The organism is Nigerium sp., from assembly GCF_039811905.1.
Classification (GTDB): Bacteria; Actinomycetota; Actinomycetes; order Propionibacteriales; family Propionibacteriaceae; genus Propioniciclava.
On the sequence record NZ_JBDHZL010000059.1, the window covers coordinates 1 to 16098 of the forward strand.

The 16098-nt window shown below is 72.1% G+C and carries 18 protein-coding genes; 6 read left to right on the plus strand and 12 right to left on the minus strand.

What is annotated here, in order from left to right; all coding sequences use genetic code 11:
- Positions 1-8: 8 nt before the first annotated feature.
- Complete coding sequence (locus tag WMJ97_RS10245; protein ID WP_347348892.1) at positions 9-677, minus strand: class I SAM-dependent methyltransferase; 669 nt, start codon at positions 675-677, stop codon at positions 9-11.
- A gap of 79 nt (positions 678-756) precedes the next feature.
- On the opposite strand from WMJ97_RS10245, the gene WMJ97_RS10250 reads away from it, so the two are divergent.
- The 4 genes from WMJ97_RS10250 (at position 757) to WMJ97_RS10265 (ending at position 3533) form a co-directional block, all read left to right on the plus strand.
- Positions 757-1497: a DNA alkylation repair protein gene (locus WMJ97_RS10250; RefSeq protein ID WP_347348893.1), complete on the plus strand. Its 741-nt coding sequence runs from the start codon at positions 757-759 to the stop codon at positions 1495-1497.
- A 58-nt stretch (positions 1498-1555) separates the two neighbouring features.
- Positions 1556-1954: a DUF2237 domain-containing protein gene (locus tag WMJ97_RS10255; protein ID WP_347348894.1), complete on the plus strand. Its 399-nt coding sequence runs from the start codon at positions 1556-1558 to the stop codon at positions 1952-1954.
- A 46-nt stretch (positions 1955-2000) separates the two neighbouring features.
- Positions 2001-2489, plus strand: a complete 489-nt coding sequence (locus WMJ97_RS10260) for a hypothetical protein (protein ID WP_347348895.1) — start codon at positions 2001-2003, stop codon at positions 2487-2489.
- Positions 2490-3056: 567 nt separating this feature from the next.
- Positions 3057-3533 (plus strand): DoxX family protein, encoded by a 477-nt coding sequence (locus tag WMJ97_RS10265; RefSeq protein ID WP_347348896.1) that lies wholly within the window; start codon positions 3057-3059, stop codon positions 3531-3533.
- Positions 3534-3595: 62 nt separating this feature from the next.
- On the opposite strand, the gene WMJ97_RS10270 is transcribed toward WMJ97_RS10265, so the two are convergent.
- The 11 genes from WMJ97_RS10270 to WMJ97_RS10320 all read right to left on the minus strand — a co-directional run bounded on the left by WMJ97_RS10270 (position 3596) and on the right by WMJ97_RS10320 (position 13979).
- Positions 3596-5077 (minus strand): glutamate-cysteine ligase family protein, encoded by a 1482-nt coding sequence (locus WMJ97_RS10270; RefSeq protein WP_347348897.1) that lies wholly within the window; start codon positions 5075-5077, stop codon positions 3596-3598.
- A gap of 137 nt (positions 5078-5214) precedes the next feature.
- Positions 5215-5919: a glutamine amidotransferase gene (locus tag WMJ97_RS10275; RefSeq protein WP_347348898.1), complete on the minus strand. Its 705-nt coding sequence runs from the start codon at positions 5917-5919 to the stop codon at positions 5215-5217.
- Positions 5920-6048: 129 nt separating this feature from the next.
- On the minus strand, positions 6049-7056 hold the full coding sequence (locus WMJ97_RS10280; protein ID WP_347348899.1) for an acyl-CoA thioester hydrolase/BAAT C-terminal domain-containing protein: 1008 nt from the start codon (positions 7054-7056) through the stop codon (positions 6049-6051).
- 127 nt (positions 7057-7183) lie between these two features.
- A complete protein-coding gene (locus WMJ97_RS10285) occupies positions 7184-7834 on the minus strand; it encodes an NAD(P)H-binding protein (protein ID WP_347348900.1) in 651 nt (216 codons plus the stop codon).
- 111 nt (positions 7835-7945) lie between these two features.
- A complete protein-coding gene (locus WMJ97_RS10290) occupies positions 7946-9382 on the minus strand; it encodes an NAD(P)/FAD-dependent oxidoreductase (RefSeq protein WP_347348901.1) in 1437 nt (478 codons plus the stop codon).
- A 177-nt stretch (positions 9383-9559) separates the two neighbouring features.
- Positions 9560-10411: an SDR family oxidoreductase gene (locus WMJ97_RS10295; protein WP_347348902.1), complete on the minus strand. Its 852-nt coding sequence runs from the start codon at positions 10409-10411 to the stop codon at positions 9560-9562.
- Positions 10408-10791 carry a helix-turn-helix domain-containing protein gene (locus WMJ97_RS10300; protein WP_347348903.1) on the minus strand — a complete coding sequence of 128 codons (384 nt, stop codon included), beginning with the start codon at positions 10789-10791 and terminating at the stop codon, positions 10408-10410. Before WMJ97_RS10300 ends, WMJ97_RS10295 begins: the two co-directional genes overlap by 4 nt.
- The gene (locus WMJ97_RS10305; RefSeq protein WP_347348904.1) at positions 10788-11705 is read right to left on the minus strand and encodes an ABC transporter substrate-binding protein; all 918 of its coding nucleotides are present in this window, start codon (positions 11703-11705) and stop codon (positions 10788-10790) included. Before WMJ97_RS10305 ends, WMJ97_RS10300 begins: the two co-directional genes overlap by 4 nt.
- A gap of 38 nt (positions 11706-11743) precedes the next feature.
- Positions 11744-12409, minus strand: coding sequence for an ABC transporter permease (locus WMJ97_RS10310; protein ID WP_347348905.1), 666 nt, complete (start codon positions 12407-12409; stop codon positions 11744-11746).
- A complete protein-coding gene (locus WMJ97_RS10315) occupies positions 12406-13164 on the minus strand; it encodes an ABC transporter permease subunit (protein WP_347348906.1) in 759 nt (252 codons plus the stop codon). Before WMJ97_RS10315 ends, WMJ97_RS10310 begins: the two co-directional genes overlap by 4 nt.
- Positions 13161-13979, minus strand: a complete 819-nt coding sequence (locus WMJ97_RS10320; RefSeq protein WP_347348907.1) for an ATP-binding cassette domain-containing protein — start codon at positions 13977-13979, stop codon at positions 13161-13163. The genes WMJ97_RS10315 and WMJ97_RS10320 overlap by 4 nt, the downstream gene beginning before the upstream one ends.
- 286 nt (positions 13980-14265) lie before the next feature.
- On the opposite strand from WMJ97_RS10320, the gene WMJ97_RS10325 reads away from it, so the two are divergent.
- A complete protein-coding gene (locus WMJ97_RS10325; protein ID WP_347348908.1) occupies positions 14266-15264 on the plus strand; it encodes an ABC transporter ATP-binding protein in 999 nt (332 codons plus the stop codon).
- Positions 15265-15338: 74 nt separating this feature from the next.
- Positions 15339-16098, plus strand: a 760-nt coding sequence (locus tag WMJ97_RS10330) for an ABC transporter permease (RefSeq protein ID WP_347348909.1), incomplete at its 3' end; no start/stop codon positions are given.

The following is a 16098-nucleotide window of genomic DNA, read 5'->3' on the forward strand; positions in this document are numbered from 1 at the left end:
CGGCTCGGTCAGCGATGCCCGCCGCTGACCGGCGCAGCGGTCGCGTGCAGCCGCTCGATCGCCCCGGCGTGCAGCCGGTCGGTCTCGACGACGGCCAGCCCCATCGCGCGCACCACGGTCAGCGGGCGCCGCGTGTAGTGCTCGCCCTGCAGCGGCACCGTCACGAGCTCCAGCAACCGCTCCAGCCCCCTGACCAGGGGGTTCGTCGCGACCACGTGGTCGGCGAGCAGCAGGCGTCCGTGGGGGCGCAGCACGCGCACCATCTCGGTGAGGGCCTGGCGCTCGTCCGGCATGCCGCACAGCGCATAGGTGCAGACGATCGCATCGAAGGACGCCGCCGCGAACGGCAGCGCGCCGGCGTCGCCGCTGACCAAGCGCGCCTCCCGGCCGAGGGCGTCCGCGCGGCGGCGGGCGGCGTCCAGCATCGCGGGGCTGCGGTCGAGCGCGGTCAGCCGGACGCCCGCGGGGTACAGCGACAGGTTCGCGCCCGTGCCGACGGCGACCTCGAGCGTCTCCCCCGCCGCGCGCTCGCAGACCCAGCGGCGGCTGTCCGCGAGGAAGCGGCGCTCGACGCCGGCGGTGCGCTCGTCGTAGCTGGCGGCCTGGCGGTCCCAATAGCGGGCGGCCCGCCGGTCGCGGGCGGTCGGCTCCGGCGCGCCAGAGCTCGGGCCGCTCACCGGTGTCCCACCGCGGGGTCGCTCCTCACGCGCCGATCCTCGCATCCCGCGGGCCCGCCGTCATCCGTAGGCTGTCCGCATGAGCGGCCCCGCGAGCGAGACCGACCCGGCGGTCACCCGGCTGACGGACGCCGTCCGCGCGGCCCTGGCCGCGGCGGCCGACCCGGAGGTCGGCGTCCAGCAACAGCGGTACATGAAGTCGGCCATGCCGTACCGCGGGCTCAAGACGCCCGTGCTGAAGGCGGCGCTGCGTCCGCTGTTCGAGCAGCACCCCTTGCCCGGACGCCCCGCGTGGCTCGTCGCCGTCGCGGAGCTGTGGGACGCCGCGACCCACCGCGAAGAGCGCTACGCCGCGATCGCCCTGCTGCGCGACCGACGGTACCGGGGGTGGGCGCGGCAGCCCGACGAGGCGCTGCTTCGGGTGATCCGCCACCTGATCGTGTCCGGCGCATGGTGGGACTACGTGGACCAACTGGCGTCCCACAGCGTCGGCGACCTGCTGAGGGCACACCCGGCGACCATGACGCCGCTGCTGCGCGCGTGGGCGTCCGAGCGGAACCTGTGGCTCCGCCGCACCGCCATCCTCAGCCAACTGCGCTCCAAGGCCGACACCGACACGGCGCTGCTCACCGACGCGATCGCCGGCAGCATCGCCGACCCCGACTTCTTCGCCCGCAAGGCCATCGGCTGGGCGCTACGCGAATACTCCAAGACGGACGCCGCCTGGGTGCGCCGGTTCGTGGCCGAGCACGACCTCGCGCCCCTGTCGCGGCGCGAGGCACTCGCGTGGCTGGCCGCGCGGGATGCGGCGTCCTCGTGAACGGATCGCACCTGGTCAAACGCTCACGGGCGGCGAGCGGGCTCGGTACCGTCGAGACATGACCGAGCGCAACGTGATGGGTGAGCCGTTGGTCGAGTGCGGCTCGGACCCCCTGACCGGCTTCTATCGAACGGGCCGCTGCGAGACCGGGCCGGAGGATCTCGGCAGCCACACGATCTGCGTCGTCGCGACGCAGGAGTTCCTGGAGCACCAGCGCGCGACCGGCAACGACCTGGTCACCCCGCGCCCCGAATGGCTGTTCCCCGGCCTGCGTCCGGGCGACCGCTGGTGCGTCGTCGCCGCCCGCTGGCTGCAGTCCCACCAGGCCGGGCGCGCCGCGCCGGTCATCCTGGCCGCCACCCACGAGCGGGTGCTGGACATCGTCCCGTTCGACGTCCTCGCGACGTACGCCGCCGACGTCCCCGACGACCCGGGCTCGCTGATAGACGGGGGCTGACAGGGGAAGGTAGCCACCACAAGCCACGATGTGATGGGATGAACGGATGACGACCGAAACCGAACGCAGCGCCGAGCGCCTCATCGACGCCCCGGCGGCAGTGATCTTCGACATCCTCAGCAACCCCGAACGACACCCTGAGACGGACGCCTCCGGCACCGTCGTCAGCGACGAGAAGACGAACCGCATCAAGGCGGTCGGCGACGTGTTCCGGATGAACATGACCAGCAACGCCGGCAGGGGCCGCGAGCCCGAGTACCAGACGGACAACCACGTGACCGGCTTCATCGAGAACAAGCTCATCGCGTGGCGCCCCGGCCCCACGGACGCCGACGAGCCCTTCGGCTGGGAGTGGCTCTACGAACTCGAGCCGCAGGGGTCCGAGGCCACGCTCGTGCGGCTCAGCTACCGCTGGGGCGACGTCGACAAGAACACCGTCAACCAGGTGGGCCTCCCGAAGTTCGAGGCGTCCGACCTGGAGGCGTCCCTCGGCCAGCTCGCCTCGGCGGTGGCGGCCGCGCAGTCGCGGTCCTGAATCCGGCGAACGATCACGGCGGCCCCGACGCGTCGGGGCCGCCGTGTCGTCTCGGGGCCCCCCGGCCGGACGCGCCGCCCCCTCGTCGAACCTGAGAAAAACGCGTCGGTCCGGCAACGAACGACCGTCGCCGCCGACGCGCGTACTCTCGCTACACGGCTCTGACTAGGTTAGGAGCCGCAAGGCGCCCTCGGATGGCGTCCATGGAGGAGGAGACGACATGCCCAGCAGCACCCCGACCGGCCGGCCCGACGACAACATGGCTCGGGACGCCGACGGCACCCCATCCGCGACGACCGCGGGGACGGCCTGACCAGCCGCGACCGCACGACCGACGCGCCGCGCGACCCCGCGTACCGCGACCCCGCGTACCGCGATCCGGCAGACCGCGATGCGGCCCCCCGCGATCCGGCCTACCGCGACTCCGCGCTCTCCGACGAACGCGACCGCACCCGCGCCGCCCAGGGCGCCGGGGCGTCCGATCGTCGTTACGCCGACGCCGACGCCGACGTCGCCACGCCGACCGCCGTTCCCGACGAGCGCCGCGACCTCGCCTACCGCCTGCAGATGGCCCGCATGCAGAACCGGGCGACCACCGACATCGGTCTGCTCGTGCTGCGCATCGGGGCGCTCATGCTGCTGCCGCACGGCATCCACAAGGCGATGGGGTACGCAGGCTTCCGCAACGCGGTGGCGAGCAACGGCTTCGGCGCGCTCGCGCCCGACATCTTTTCGTTCCTCGTGGTCGCGGGGCAGATCGCGCTGCCGATCCTGCTGCTCATCGGCCTGTTCACCCGGCTCTCCGGCCTGCTGATGGCGGTGATGATGGGGTTCATCGCGGTCGTGTTCGTCGTGCCCACGAGCGGACTGATCGACGCCCGCACCGGCGGGCTCTCCGCCGAGTCGGCGCTGCTGTACGCCGTGCTGGGGCTCGCGCTGTTCTTCACCGGCGGCGGCCGGTCGTCGCTCGACCACGCCATCGGTTCCGGACGCCGCGAGCGCCGGGCCGTCAAGCACAGCGAACGCGTCGACCCGGTCGCCTGACCGGACGCCCCACCCGCACCGAGGGTCGCCCCACCCGGGGCGGCCCTCGCGGCGTCCGGTCGCTAGTCGGGCAGCCGCCAGGTGTGCACCGGGGCGTTCGTGTGCATCTGTTCCACGTACAGGGCGGTCATGGCGCGCAGCGCGTCGGGGCGGTCCAAGCCGGACGCCTCCAGCCGCCGCACCGCCGCCGCCTGCCACTCGGCCCCGTTCACGCCGGTCAGGCAGCGGCCCTCGATGACGCCCAGGTAGCGCTCGATGACCCCTGCGTCCACGCCCCACCGCTGCAGCCCCTCGCGGGCGAGCGGCAGCAGGTGACGCAGCGTCAGCTCGCTCGCCGGCATCTCCCCGAGCCCCGGCCAGTACAGCGACGCGTCGATGCCGAACCGGGCCCCGGCGATGAAGTTCTCCTCGGCGCTCGAGAAGGCCATGCGCGTCCAGAGGGGCCGCTCGTCCTCCGCGAGGACGCGCAGCGTCCCGTAGTAGAACGCCGCGTTCGCGAGCGTGTCGATGATGGTCGGCCCGGCGGGCAGTACCCGGTTCTCGACGCGCAGGTGCGCGCTTCCGCCGACCGTGTCGTAGATGGGCCGGTTCCAGCGGTAGATCGTGCCGTTGTGGAGGCTCATCTCGTCGAGCGCCGGGGTGCCGCCGGCGTCCAGAATCGCCTGAGGATCCTCGTCGCCCACCTCGGGCAACAGCGCCGGAAAGTAGCGGGTGTTCTCCTCGAACAGGTCGAAGATCGACGTGATCCACCCTTCGCCGAAAAACACCCGCGGCCGGACGCCCTGATTCTTCAGCTCGATCGGCCGGGTGTCCGTCGCCTGGGTGAACACCTCGGTGCGCGACTCGGCCCACAGGTGTTTGCCGAAGAAGAACGGCGAGTTGGCCGCGAGAGCGAGTTGCGGGCCGGCGAGAAGTTGCGCGGCGTTCCAGTGGCGGTCGAAGGCGTCCGGGGAGACCTGCAGGTGCAACTGGACCGATGTGCAGGCCGACTCCGCGGCGATCGAGCCGGTGAATTCGGAGAGGTGCTCGGAGGTGCCGTGAATATCGAGGAAGATATCCTCGCCGCGCGACGTCAGGATGGCCGCGTTCAGCGCCTCGTAGCGGGCGTTGTCGCTCATCCAGTCGCCGGCGAACGTCTCGGGCGTGACGGTCGGCAGCATCCCGATCATCACGATGTGGCTGCCGACCTCGTTGCTGCGGGCCTCGGCCTTGTTCAGGGACGCCCGCAGGTCCCGCTCCAGATCGAGCAGGTTCGACCCGCGCAGCGTCCGGGGGCTCACGTTGAACTCGATGTTGAACCGCGCCAGCTCGGTTTGGTACTCGGGGTCGGCGATCGCGTCGAGCACGTCGGCGTTCTGCATGCGCGGCTCGAAGTTCTCATCGACCAGGTTCAACTCGATTTCGAGGCCCGACATCGGCTCGTCGAAGTCGAAGAGGTCGCGCGCGAGCATCTGCTCGAGCACGTCGAGGTCGCTCAGCACCTTGTCGCGGAACCGTGCCCGCTGTTCGCGCGTGTACGAGCGCGCGGAGGTCTCTCGGCCCATAAGCGATCTTCGCACGGATGCCCCCGGCGCAACACCTCTGGCAAGGGGTTTCGGACGCCGGCCCGTGTGCGTTTCTATGCGGCGTTGTCCACCCTGGAGTGTGGGGAACGCAGCACTGAAACGTCACAGGGGGCGCGTCAGCCCGGCAGGCCGACCGCGTCGAGCCAGTCGGCGACGACACGGCGTCCGATCGGCTCCAAGGTCGGGCCGAGGCGGGCGGCGTCCTCGCGGATGACCCGCGGGTCGAGCCCGTTCGCGCCGATCTGATGCGCGTGCCCGATCAGCCAGCGGTCGATGCGGGACGGGTCGGCCTCCAGATGGAACTGCAGCCCCAACGCGGACGCCGTCGCGAACGCCTGCACCGGCGTCGTCGCCGTGGACGCCAGCGACTCGACGCCCTCCGGCAGCACGATGCGGTCGCCGTGCCAGTGCAGCACCGGGACGCCCGCCAGCGGCGCGAGCACGGACGCCTCGCCCGCGGCCGTCAGGTCGACCGGCGCCCAGCCGATCTCGGCGTCCCCCGCCCGGAGGCCCCCGCCGAGCGCCCGCGCGATGAGTTGCGCGCCCAGGCACACGCCCAACACGGGACGCCCGGCGTCCAGCCGCCGGCGGATCAGGGCCAACTCGGCGTCCAGGAACGGGTGCAGCGCCTCGTCGCGGGCCCCGATCGGGCCGCCCAGGATGACGAGCAGGGCGGGGTCGGCGTCCTCGAGTTCGGACACCGGGTCGACGCCGGCGTCCCAGTAGCGGGCCACCAGCCCCCGGTTGGCGAGCACGGGCGCGACGACGCCGAGATCCTCGAACGAGACGTGTCGCAGCGCCAGGACGGTGGGGTCGGCCATCGGGATCTCCCTCGGTGTGGGGTGTGGCTGAGGCCGTCCACGCTACCGAGGCAGAGCGGCATGAGCGAGGGATTGGGTCCGCAAGAACCGGACGCGACGAGCGGCGCGCCGACGCTCGCCGGCCAGGCCCTACCGGTGCCAGTCGGCGAGCCGTGCGGCGAGCACCCGGTTGCTGTCTTCGAAGGCCGCGAGGTTCGCCTCCTTGGTTCCGCCCATGAGGAAGCCGCCCACGTGGTCGCCGGGCAGCCAGAAGAGGTGCCCGGCGCCGGGGTACACATGTGCTTCACCGAGCGCGCCCTTGGCCCGCGCCAGATCGACCGCGGCGACGTCGCCCTGCCACATCTGGTCGTCGCTGCCGGCGAACGTGAGCAGGTGCCCGCGCAGCGTGGTGATGTCGATCCTGGCCGCCGCGGCGTCCGGATCGCGGGCGGTGGATGTCTCGTAGGTCGTCCGGAGCCGCATGGGCGTGTTCAGCAACCGCGGCACCATCATGTCGGCCAGACCCTGCGGCGAGCTGTACTGGAAGCGCACGTATGGTAGCTCTCGGCCCTGCCACGTCCACGACGACCCGGGCGCCGCGTAGTCGAGGCCCTGGTACACGTACTCACCAGGCGAGTAGGCGACGACGTTGTCGATGCGCGGGTAGTACGTCGGCAGCAGCGAGACCAGCTCGCCGCCCTTCGAGACGCCCACGACCGTGACGGGCGCCGCCGACGACGCGTGGGCGTCCACGTACTGAAGCACCTCGCCGAAGAACTCCAGCGGAACCTTGTCCAGCGTCGGCCGCTGGTTCTCCTGGCCGAAGAAGAACAGGGCGAGCACCTCGTAGCCCTGGTCGGCGAGCCGGTTGGCGAGGTCCCAATTGCAGCCGCCGTCGGAGCCCCCGAACGTGACGACGACGCCGCGATGGGTGACGCGGTCGGGCTTGAGGTGGAAGCCGTTGAGGTACGTGCCGGTGACGTGCGTGACGCCCACCCCCGGACGCCCGCTGTACGTCGAGAGATCCGCCGGGTTCTCCCTCCGCAGCGCGGGTTGCGGGTAGCGCCACCCGTTGATCCCCCGCACCACGAGCACGATCAACGCGAGGGCGACGACCGCGCCCACGATCCACAGCAGAACCTTGCCGAGCTTCCTCACGCCGCCCATCATCCATCGCCGTGCGCTACGCGCGACAAGTGACGCTCCCGGCGAGACGCGTCGGGAAGGCGAGCGGAAAACAGGCGCCCGCGGCGTCCCACGAACGGGACGTCGCGGGCGACGCGACTCAGCCGAGCGCCTCGGCGATCGGGGTGGAGCCGTCGTTGAACTCGTAGGTCTTGCCGATCGTCGCCGGGTCGTCGACGGCGGCCGCGATCACGGCCGCGACGTTGCCGCGCGACACGTGCGAGCCCTCGACGCCCTCGCCGGTCTCGATCGAGCCGGTCGGCGCCTCGAGGGTGAGGGTGCTGGGACGCAGGATCGTCCAGTCCAGCGACGTCTCGGCCAGCGCCCCGTCGGCCTGCGACTTGGCGTCCGCGTACGCGTAGAACGAGTTGCTCTCGGGGACGCCGTGGTTCGGCCCGGCGCCGAAGTACGACACCATCAGGTACCGCTGGACGCCGGCGAGCCCGGCGGCCTCCATCGACCGGCGGGCGGCCTCCAGGTCGACGGCGTAGGTGCGCTTCGGGCTGCCGCCGCCCGCGCCCGCGCTCCACACGACGACGTCGGTGCCGGTGTCCTTCAGCAGTTCGGCCATGTCGGCGGCGCTCATGGTTTCGATGTCGGCGACGACGGCCTCCGCGCCCGTCGCCTCGACGTCGGCGACGTGCTCGGGGTTGCGGATCCACGAGCTGACCTCGTGACCCGCCTTCTTCAGCAGCGGGGCCAGCAGCAGGGCGACCTTGCCGTGGCCCCCGATGATCGTGACGTTACTCATGCGTCCCAACCTAATCCGACGCCCAAGCCGGACGCCACGCGGGCGTCCAGCCGGGCGTGCGGCTCGGCGAGGCCGGGCGACCCGGCCGGCGCCGGCCGCCCGCCCCTCCCCTCAGGCCTGCTCGCGGCGCGTGCGCTCGGCCTTGTGCTCGGTGTAGGCGTCCACGAGGTCGTCGCCGCGGAACAGCGGCCCGGACGTCCGCTGCCCGAGCTGCTCCATCGCGAGGCGGCCGACCAACTGCTGGTTGGTCGTGACCCGCTCGGAGCGCGCGTTGGAGAAGAAGCTGATCACCCAGCGCAGCAGCGTCGAGATGCGCTGCTTGAAGCCGGCGATGTAGAGCAGGTGCAGCACGAGCCACATCGCCCACGCGACGAAGCCGGTGATCTCGAACTTGCCCACCTTCACCACCGCGTTGAACTTCGCGATGGTCGCCATCGAACCCTTGTCGACGTACTTGAACGGCTTGGACGCCTCGGCGAGCGCCTTGTCCCTCGCCTCGCCGGGCCGCAGCTGCCGGGCGGCGATCAGCTTCGCGACGTAGCGCGCCGACTGGATCGCGCCCTGCGCGACGCCCGGGACGCCCTTGACGGCCATCATGTCGCCGATCACGAAGACGTCGGGGTGGCCGGGCAGCGAGAGATCGGGCTGCACGTTGATGCGGCCGGCCCGGTCGAGCTCGGCGCCGGACTGCTCGGCCAGCGTCTTGCCCAGGTCGCTCGCCTGGACGCCGGCCGCCCACATCTTGCAGGAGGAGTCGATGTGCTCGCTGCTGCCGTCTTTGTACTTGACGGTGAGGCCGTTGAAGTCGAGGTCGGTCACGAGGCCGTTGAGCTTCACCTCGACACCCACCTTTTCGAGGGCCCGCTGGGTCTTCGCGCCCAGCCGCTTGCCGAACGGCGGCAGCACCTGCGGGGCGCCGTCGATGAGGATGACCCGCGCCTGACGAGGGTCGATGTCGCGGAAGTCTTTCGCCAGCGTCCGGGACGCCAGCTCGCGGATCTGGCCGGCCATCTCGACGCCCGTCGGCCCGGCGCCGACGACGCAGAACGTGAGGTGCCGGCGCACCTCCTCGGGGCTGTCGGCCATCTCGGCCTGCTCGAACGCCCAGAAGATGCGCGAGCGCAGCTCGAGCGCGTCGTCGATCGACTTCATGCCGGGCGCGAACGTCGCGAACTGATCGTTGCCGAAGTACGACTGCCCGGCGCCGGCCGCCACGATCAGCGAGTCGTAGGTGAGCGTGGACGGGTTGTCGAGGTGCCGCCACGTGACCTGCTTCGCGTCGAGGTCGATCGTCTCGACCAGGCCCAGCACCACCTGGACGTTCTTCTGCCGCTTCAGGATCTCCCGGGTCGCCGGGGCGATCTCCCCCTCCGACAGGATGCCCGTCGCCACCTGGTACAGCAGCGGCTGGAACAGGTGGTGGGTCGTCTTGGCGACGAGCGTGATGTCGACGTCGGCGTCCTTGAGGGCTTGGGCGGCGAACAGGCCGCCGAAGCCCGAACCGACGATCACGACGTGGTGGCGCGAGCGCTTGCCGAACCGCTTCATGAAACCTCCGTGTGGGGGCGATCGCCCCTGACTGGACTGCGGAACTCAGTATCTTGAGCACCGTCGGCGCGTCTCGCGCCGAGGTAAGCCCAGCCTAACCTCGCCCCCACAACGGGCCCAACGGCGGCGTCCGGGATGGGACACGGAGGGAGGGGCTTCCCCGTCCGGGGTGGCGGCTCAGCCGCGCAGCGTCCGGGCGAAGTCGGCGAGGCTGGTCGGCGGGCGTCCGATCAGGGTCTCGACGTCGTCGGTCACCTCGGCGAGCACCCCGGACGCGATGGCGGTGTAGGTGCTGATCCAGGCCTCGTACTGCCAGTCCGGCTCACCCGGCCAGTCGCGGCGCAGCCGCTCGGCCGCGTGCTCGACCGTCTCGTCGACGAACCGGTACACCCGGCCCGAGAAGGCCGTGAGCGTCACGGTGGCCTCGGTGAGGGTCGGCGCGGTCGGGCCGGTGAGGGTGTAGGTCGCGTTCGCGTGGGCGTCCGGGTGGCGGAGGACCGCGGCGGCGGCCTCGGCGACGTCCGCGCGGACGACGAACGCGCACCGCCCGTCGCCGGCGGGCCCGGTGATCGCGCCGTGGGCGTCCGCGAAGGCGGGCAGCACGTCGGCGTAGAAGTTGTCGCGCAGCAGCGTGAACGTCGCCCCGCTGTCGCGGATCGCCTCCTCGGTGTGCCAGTGGTCGCGGCCCAGCGTGAACGTCGCCTCGGGGGACGCCGCCGCGAACGACGTGTAGACGAGGTGCTGGACGCCGGCGTCCACGGCCGCGTTCACGAACGTCCGGTGCTGGTCGACGCGGTCGGCCGACTCCCCCGCCGAGACCATCAGCGCGAGGTCGCAGCCCGACAAGGCCTCTCGGACGGCGTCCGCGTCGCCGTACTCGGCCTGCGCGACCTCGCAGCCGGGCAGCTCGGGCGCGCGCGACGGCGTCCGGACGACGAGCCGCAGGGGGACGCCCGCGTCGGCCAGCAAGCGCGCGACGCGGCCGCCGAGCTGTCCGGTGGCTCCGGTGATGGCGATGGGTGCGGTCATGGTTTCTCCTGATCGGTGACGTCGGGATGATCCGATTGGTACGTCAGCACGGCGGCGGCGTTCGTGCGGGCCCAGGCAACGAGGTCGTCCATGACCGGCGCCAGCGTCGCGCCGAGCGGCGTCAGGGCGTACTCGACGCGGCGAGGGCCGGCCTGCGCGGCGTCCCGCCGGACGAGGCCGTCGCGGCGCAGGTCGCGCAGCGTCTGCGAGAGCATCTTCTGCGACAGCCCGCCGATGCGCTCGCGAAGCTCGGAGAAGCGCAGCGGGCCGTCGCCCAGGCTCGCGACGATGAGCACCGCCCAGCGACTCGCCAGCGTGTCGAGCAGCGTACGGGAGGGGCAGCGGCGGTTGTACGGGTCGAAGGCGGACCCTGGGGTCACGCCAGACCCTTCTGCTTCAGCCAGGCCGACGCGATGTCGGCGGACTTCTTCTGCTCGTTGACGCTCGCGGAGTTGAGCGCGCGGAGGTCCTCCAGCGAGAGCTGGGCATTGACCTTGTTGATCGCGTCCGCGGCCGCGTCGTTGACCTTCGCCGACACGATCGGGGTGACGTTCTGGGGCAGGATCAGGTGCTTCGGGTCGTCCAGCACGACGAGGTTCTCGCGGGTGATCGACGGGTCGGCCGTGTAGATGTCGGCGAGCTGGGTCGTGCCGTCCTTGAGCGCCTTGACGGTGAGCGGGCCGCCCGAGTCCTCCACCGGCACGAGCGTGACCGTGGCCCCGTAGGCCGACTTCAGACCGTCCGGCCCGTACGGACGCTTCGCGAACTCGCTGTTCGCCGCGATCTTCAGCGGATCGGTGACCTTGCTGAGGTCGGCCAGCGACGTGAGCCGATGCTGGTCGGAGAACTGCTTGGTGACCGTGTACGAGTCCTGGTCGGTCGCGGCGGCGTGCTCCAGCGCCCGCAGGCCCTGCGGCAGCGCGGACGCGAGCGCGCTCTGGATCGCCGCGGCGTCCTTCGCGGTCGTGTTCTTGTCGTAGTACTGCAGCAGGTTGCCGCCGTACTCGGGGATCACGTCGATCTTGCCGGCGGCCAGGTCAGGCAGGTACACCTCGCGCTGGCCGATCTGGTACTGCCGCTGCACGGTGAACCCGGCCTTCTCCAGCGACTGCGCGTACAGCTCCGCGATGATCTCGTTGCTGTAGTACTGCTGGGAGCCGACCACGAGCGTGCCGGACGCCGCGGGCGTCCCGCTGGCCAGGGGGTCGCTGTTCGAGCAGGCGGTGGCGGTGGCGGCGAGCAGGCCGAGCCCGGCGAGGACGCCGAGCCGGCGGCGGCTGATCGGAGAGGACATGGCGGGTTCCTTTCGATGGGTCGGTTGGTGAGACGGGTTCAGCGGCGACGGACGCCGGCGGGGGTCAGGAGCCGCTGGAGCACGCCGAACACCAGTTCGGACGCGATGGCGAGCAGCACGACGAGCAGGGACGCCGCGAGCATCTGCCCGTAGTCCTGCGTCTTGAGGCCGAGGAACAGGAACCGGCCGAGGCCCCCGGAGCCCACGTACGCGGCCAGCGTGGCAGTCGAGATCACCTGCAGCACGGCCGACCGGACGCCGCCGATCAGCAGCGGCAGCCCGAGCGGGATCTCCACCTGGGTGAGGATCTGGGCCTCGGTCATGCCGGTCGCGCGGGCGGCGTCCACGGTCGCGGGATCGATCTGCTCGAAGCCGGCGTACGCGCCGGCGAGCACCGACGGGATCGCGAGCACGACGAACGCGATCATCGGCCCGACCAGCCCGATGCCGAGCAGGATGCCGAGCAGCGTGACCAGGCCGAGCGTCGGCAGCGCGCGGGCGGCGCCCGACAGCCCGACCGCGAGGCCGCGGCCGCGGCGGGTGTGCCCGACGTACCAACCGGCCGGGACGGCGACGAGGCACGCCAGCAGGACGCCGAGCGCCGAATACCACAGATGCTCGCCCGTGCGGGCGGCGATGCCGTCGGGACCCGGCATGTTGGCAGGGTCGGCGATCCAGGCGAGAGCCTCGGTGAGGTACCTCATGCGTCGGCCCCCCGGCGTCCGGCGGGCTGGGCGTCGGACGCGGCATCGGGATCGGCGACGGCGTCCGGCTCGCCCTGGGCCGCGGCCGACTGGTCGGCCGGGGCGTCCGTCAGGCGCGTGCGCGGGCTGCGGCTCCACGGCATCAGGACGCGGCCCAGCGCGACCAACAGGCCGTCGAGGGCCAGCGCGAGCGCGACCGTGACGACGAGGCCGGCGACGACCTCGGCGACGATGCCGCGCTGGAAGCCGTCGGTGAACAGCAGGCCCAGGCTCGGGACGCCGAGCACCGCACCCACGGTGACGAGGGAGATCGTGCTCACGGCGACCACCCGCAGCCCGGCCAGCAGCGTCGGGCCGGCCAGGGGCAACTCCACGGCGAAGAACCGGCTCACCGGCCGGTAGCCGAGGGCGGTCGCGGCGTCCTCGACGCGCGGGTCGACGGCCTGGAGGGCGTCCGCCGCGGAGGGCACCATGAGCGCCAGGCCGTAGAGCGTCAGCGCGACCACGATGTTCAGGGGATCGCGGATGCCGGTGCCGATGATGATCGGCAGCACGACGAACAGCGGCAGCGACGGGATCGCGTACAGCAGCCCGGACGCCGACAGAAGCGGCGTCCGCAGCCAGCGGCGGCGGTTGGCCAGCCAACCCACCGGCAGCGCGATGACGAAGCTCAGCACGATGGGCGGGAGCGCCAGAGCGAGGTGGGCGAGGGTCCGCTCGGCGATGACGTCGAGGTTGTTGACGACCCAGTTCACGGCCGGCCCTCCAGGACGCCGGCGGCGCGGCCGTGGGCGTCTACGAGGACGTCCCCGCGCTCGCCCGGCTGCAGCCGCAGGACGCGCTCGCCCCGGTCGAGCCCCACGAACTCGGCGACGAAGTCGTCGGCCGGGTGGGCCAGAATGTCGGCGCTCGACCCGCGCTGGGCGACCTCGCCGCCCTGCTTCAGGATGATGATCTGGTCGCCCAGCAGGAACGCCTCCTCGATGTCGTGCGTGACGAACACGATCGTCTTGCCGAGCTCGGACTGGATGCGCAGAAGCTCGTTCTGCAGGTCGCGCCGCACGAGGGGGTCGACGGCGCCGAACGGCTCGTCCATGAGCAGGATGTTCGGGTCGGCCGCAAGCCCCCGCGCGACGCCCACGCGCTGCTGCTGCCCGCCCGAGAGCTGGCTCGGGTAGCGGTTCGCGTGGGCCGGGTCGAGGCCGACGAGCTGCATGAGCTCGCGGGCGCGGGCGTGGGCCGCCTCCTTGTCGGTGCCGATCAGGCGCGGGACGGTCGCGATGTTGTCGAGCACCGTCCGGTGCGGCAGCAGCCCGCCGTTCTGCATGACGTAGCCGATGCGGCGCCGGATCGCCACCGGATCCTGCGCGGCGATGTCGTCGCCGTCGATGAGGACGCGGCCCGAGGTGGGCTCCACCATCCGGTTGATCATCCGCAGCAGGGTGGTCTTGCCGCAGCCGCTCGACCCGACGAACACGGTCGTCGTGTGCGGGGGCAGTTGGGCACTGAAGTCGGCCACCGCCGTCGTGCCGTCGGGGTAGCGCTTGCTGACGTGTTCGAGCTCGATCATGCGGGGGACGCTCCGATCACGGGGGGCCGGACGCCGGGGCGCCCGCTTGGTTACGCAGAGTAACCACCGTTGCGGCGATCGCACTACCGCCTTCCGGGTGGTGGACGCGGGGAGGCGTCCGATGCGGGAACGTGGGCCGGCCCGGGAGTTGACCCGGGAGTCTCACCCCCCGCGTCGTCCATCGACCGCGACCATGACATTCGTCACCGCCGGCCCGTGACGGACCCACGCGAGCCCGTGTGATTCGGCACTGCCCGCGGACGCCGCCGCCCGGTTGGCTGGAGCCATGACAACGACCCAGCCGTCCACCCGCCTCCACCACCCACCGCGGCCCGCGGCCCACCCGGCGTCCGCCGGCGCCGACGTGGTCACGCTCACCGGCGTCCGGCGCACGTACGGCGCCCGCCGCGGCCTCGGGCTCGGCAAGGCCGCGGGCGGCTTCGAGGCCGTCCGCGGGGTCGACCTGACGATCCGCCGCGGCGAGGTGTACGCCCTGCTCGGCACGAACGGGGCGGGCAAGACCTCGACCGTCGAGCTGATCGAGGGGCTCGGCGCCCCGTCGGCCGGCACGATCCGCGTGTTCGGGCTCGACCCGATCGCCGACCGCGCCCGCGTCCGGCCGCGCACCGGCGTCGTGCTGCAGGAGTCGGGCTTCCCCGCCACCCTGACCGTGCGCGAGGTGGCCCGCATGTGGGCCGGCACGCTCACCGACCCGCGGGCGATCGACAACATGCTCGCCGACGTCGACCTTGCCGGCCGCGCGGGCACCGCGGTGCAGAGCCTGTCGGGCGGCGAAAAGCGCCGGCTCGACGTCGGCCTCGGCATTCTCGGGCGCCCCGAGCTGCTGGTGCTCGACGAGCCCACCACGGGCCTCGACCCCGAGTCGCGGCGCCGCATCTGGCACCTCATCGAGGGCATGGTCGCGCACGGCACGACCGTGCTGCTCACCACCCACTACCTCGAAGAGGCCGAACGCCTCGCCGACCGGATCGCGATCATGCACGCCGGACGCATCGTCACCGAGGGCACGCTCGACGACATCGTCGCCGGGACGCCCGCCTCCATCACCTTCCGCCGGCCCGACCGCCTCGACCCGGCCACCCTCGACCTGCCGGGCGCCTCGGTCACGGTGGGCGACCTCGTCTCCATCGAGACCCGGACGCTGCAGGCCACCCTCGCCCGCGTGCTGGCCTGGGCGGGCGACGAGACGCTGCCCGGGCTGACCGCCACCCCCGCCTCGCTCGAAAGTGTGTTTCTCGCCATCGCGAGCGGAGGCGTCCGATGAGCGCGGAGGGCCGGCCGCCCGGCCGGACCGCCTCCGCGCAGCCAACCCCCGCCGACCACCCCGAAGGAGCCCTGATGTCCACGAACACGATCGTCCCTGCCGCCACCGACAGCTTTTCCGCCAGCCCCCGTGCGCCCCGCACCGGCGACGGCCGGCCCGGGCGGCGTCCGAGCGCACTCAGGCGGTTCGGCGCGCTGGTGCGCGCCGAGGCGACGATCCTGCTGCGCAACAAGACCGCGATGTTCACCGCGGTGCTGATGCCCCCGATGATGGCGGTCATGTTCCTGCAGCTGGGGCAGCGTTCGGGCGCCCTCGGCAGCGTCCTCGTCATGGTGCTGCTCGGCACCGGGCTGCTGTTCGTCGTGTACTACACGATGGTGACGTCCCTGGTCGCGCGGCGGGAACAACTCGTGCTCAAGCGGCTGCGCACCGGCGAGGCGACGACGCTGGAGATCCTGCTCGCCCCGGCCGTGCCCCTATGGGCGCTGCTGACGATCGAGACGGGGATGGGCGTCGCGCTGGCGTCCGCGGCGTTGGGCGCCGTACCGGTGCATCCGTGGGCGCTCGTGCCGGCGGTCGTCCTGGGGTCGGCGGCCTGGACGGCGCTGGCCGTCTGGTCGGCGAACTTCACCCGGACCGTCGAGTCCGCCCAGCTGACCACCATGCCCGCGATCCTGATCACGCTGCTGTTCTCCGGGTTCTCCCTGCCGCTGGACGCCTTCCCGGACGTCGTCCAGCGCCTCGCGCACGCCCTGCCGCTGACGCCAGTGGTGGACCTCGTGAAGCTGGCCTTCACCGGCGCCGGCACCGCCGGGACCACGCTCTCCGGCGTCG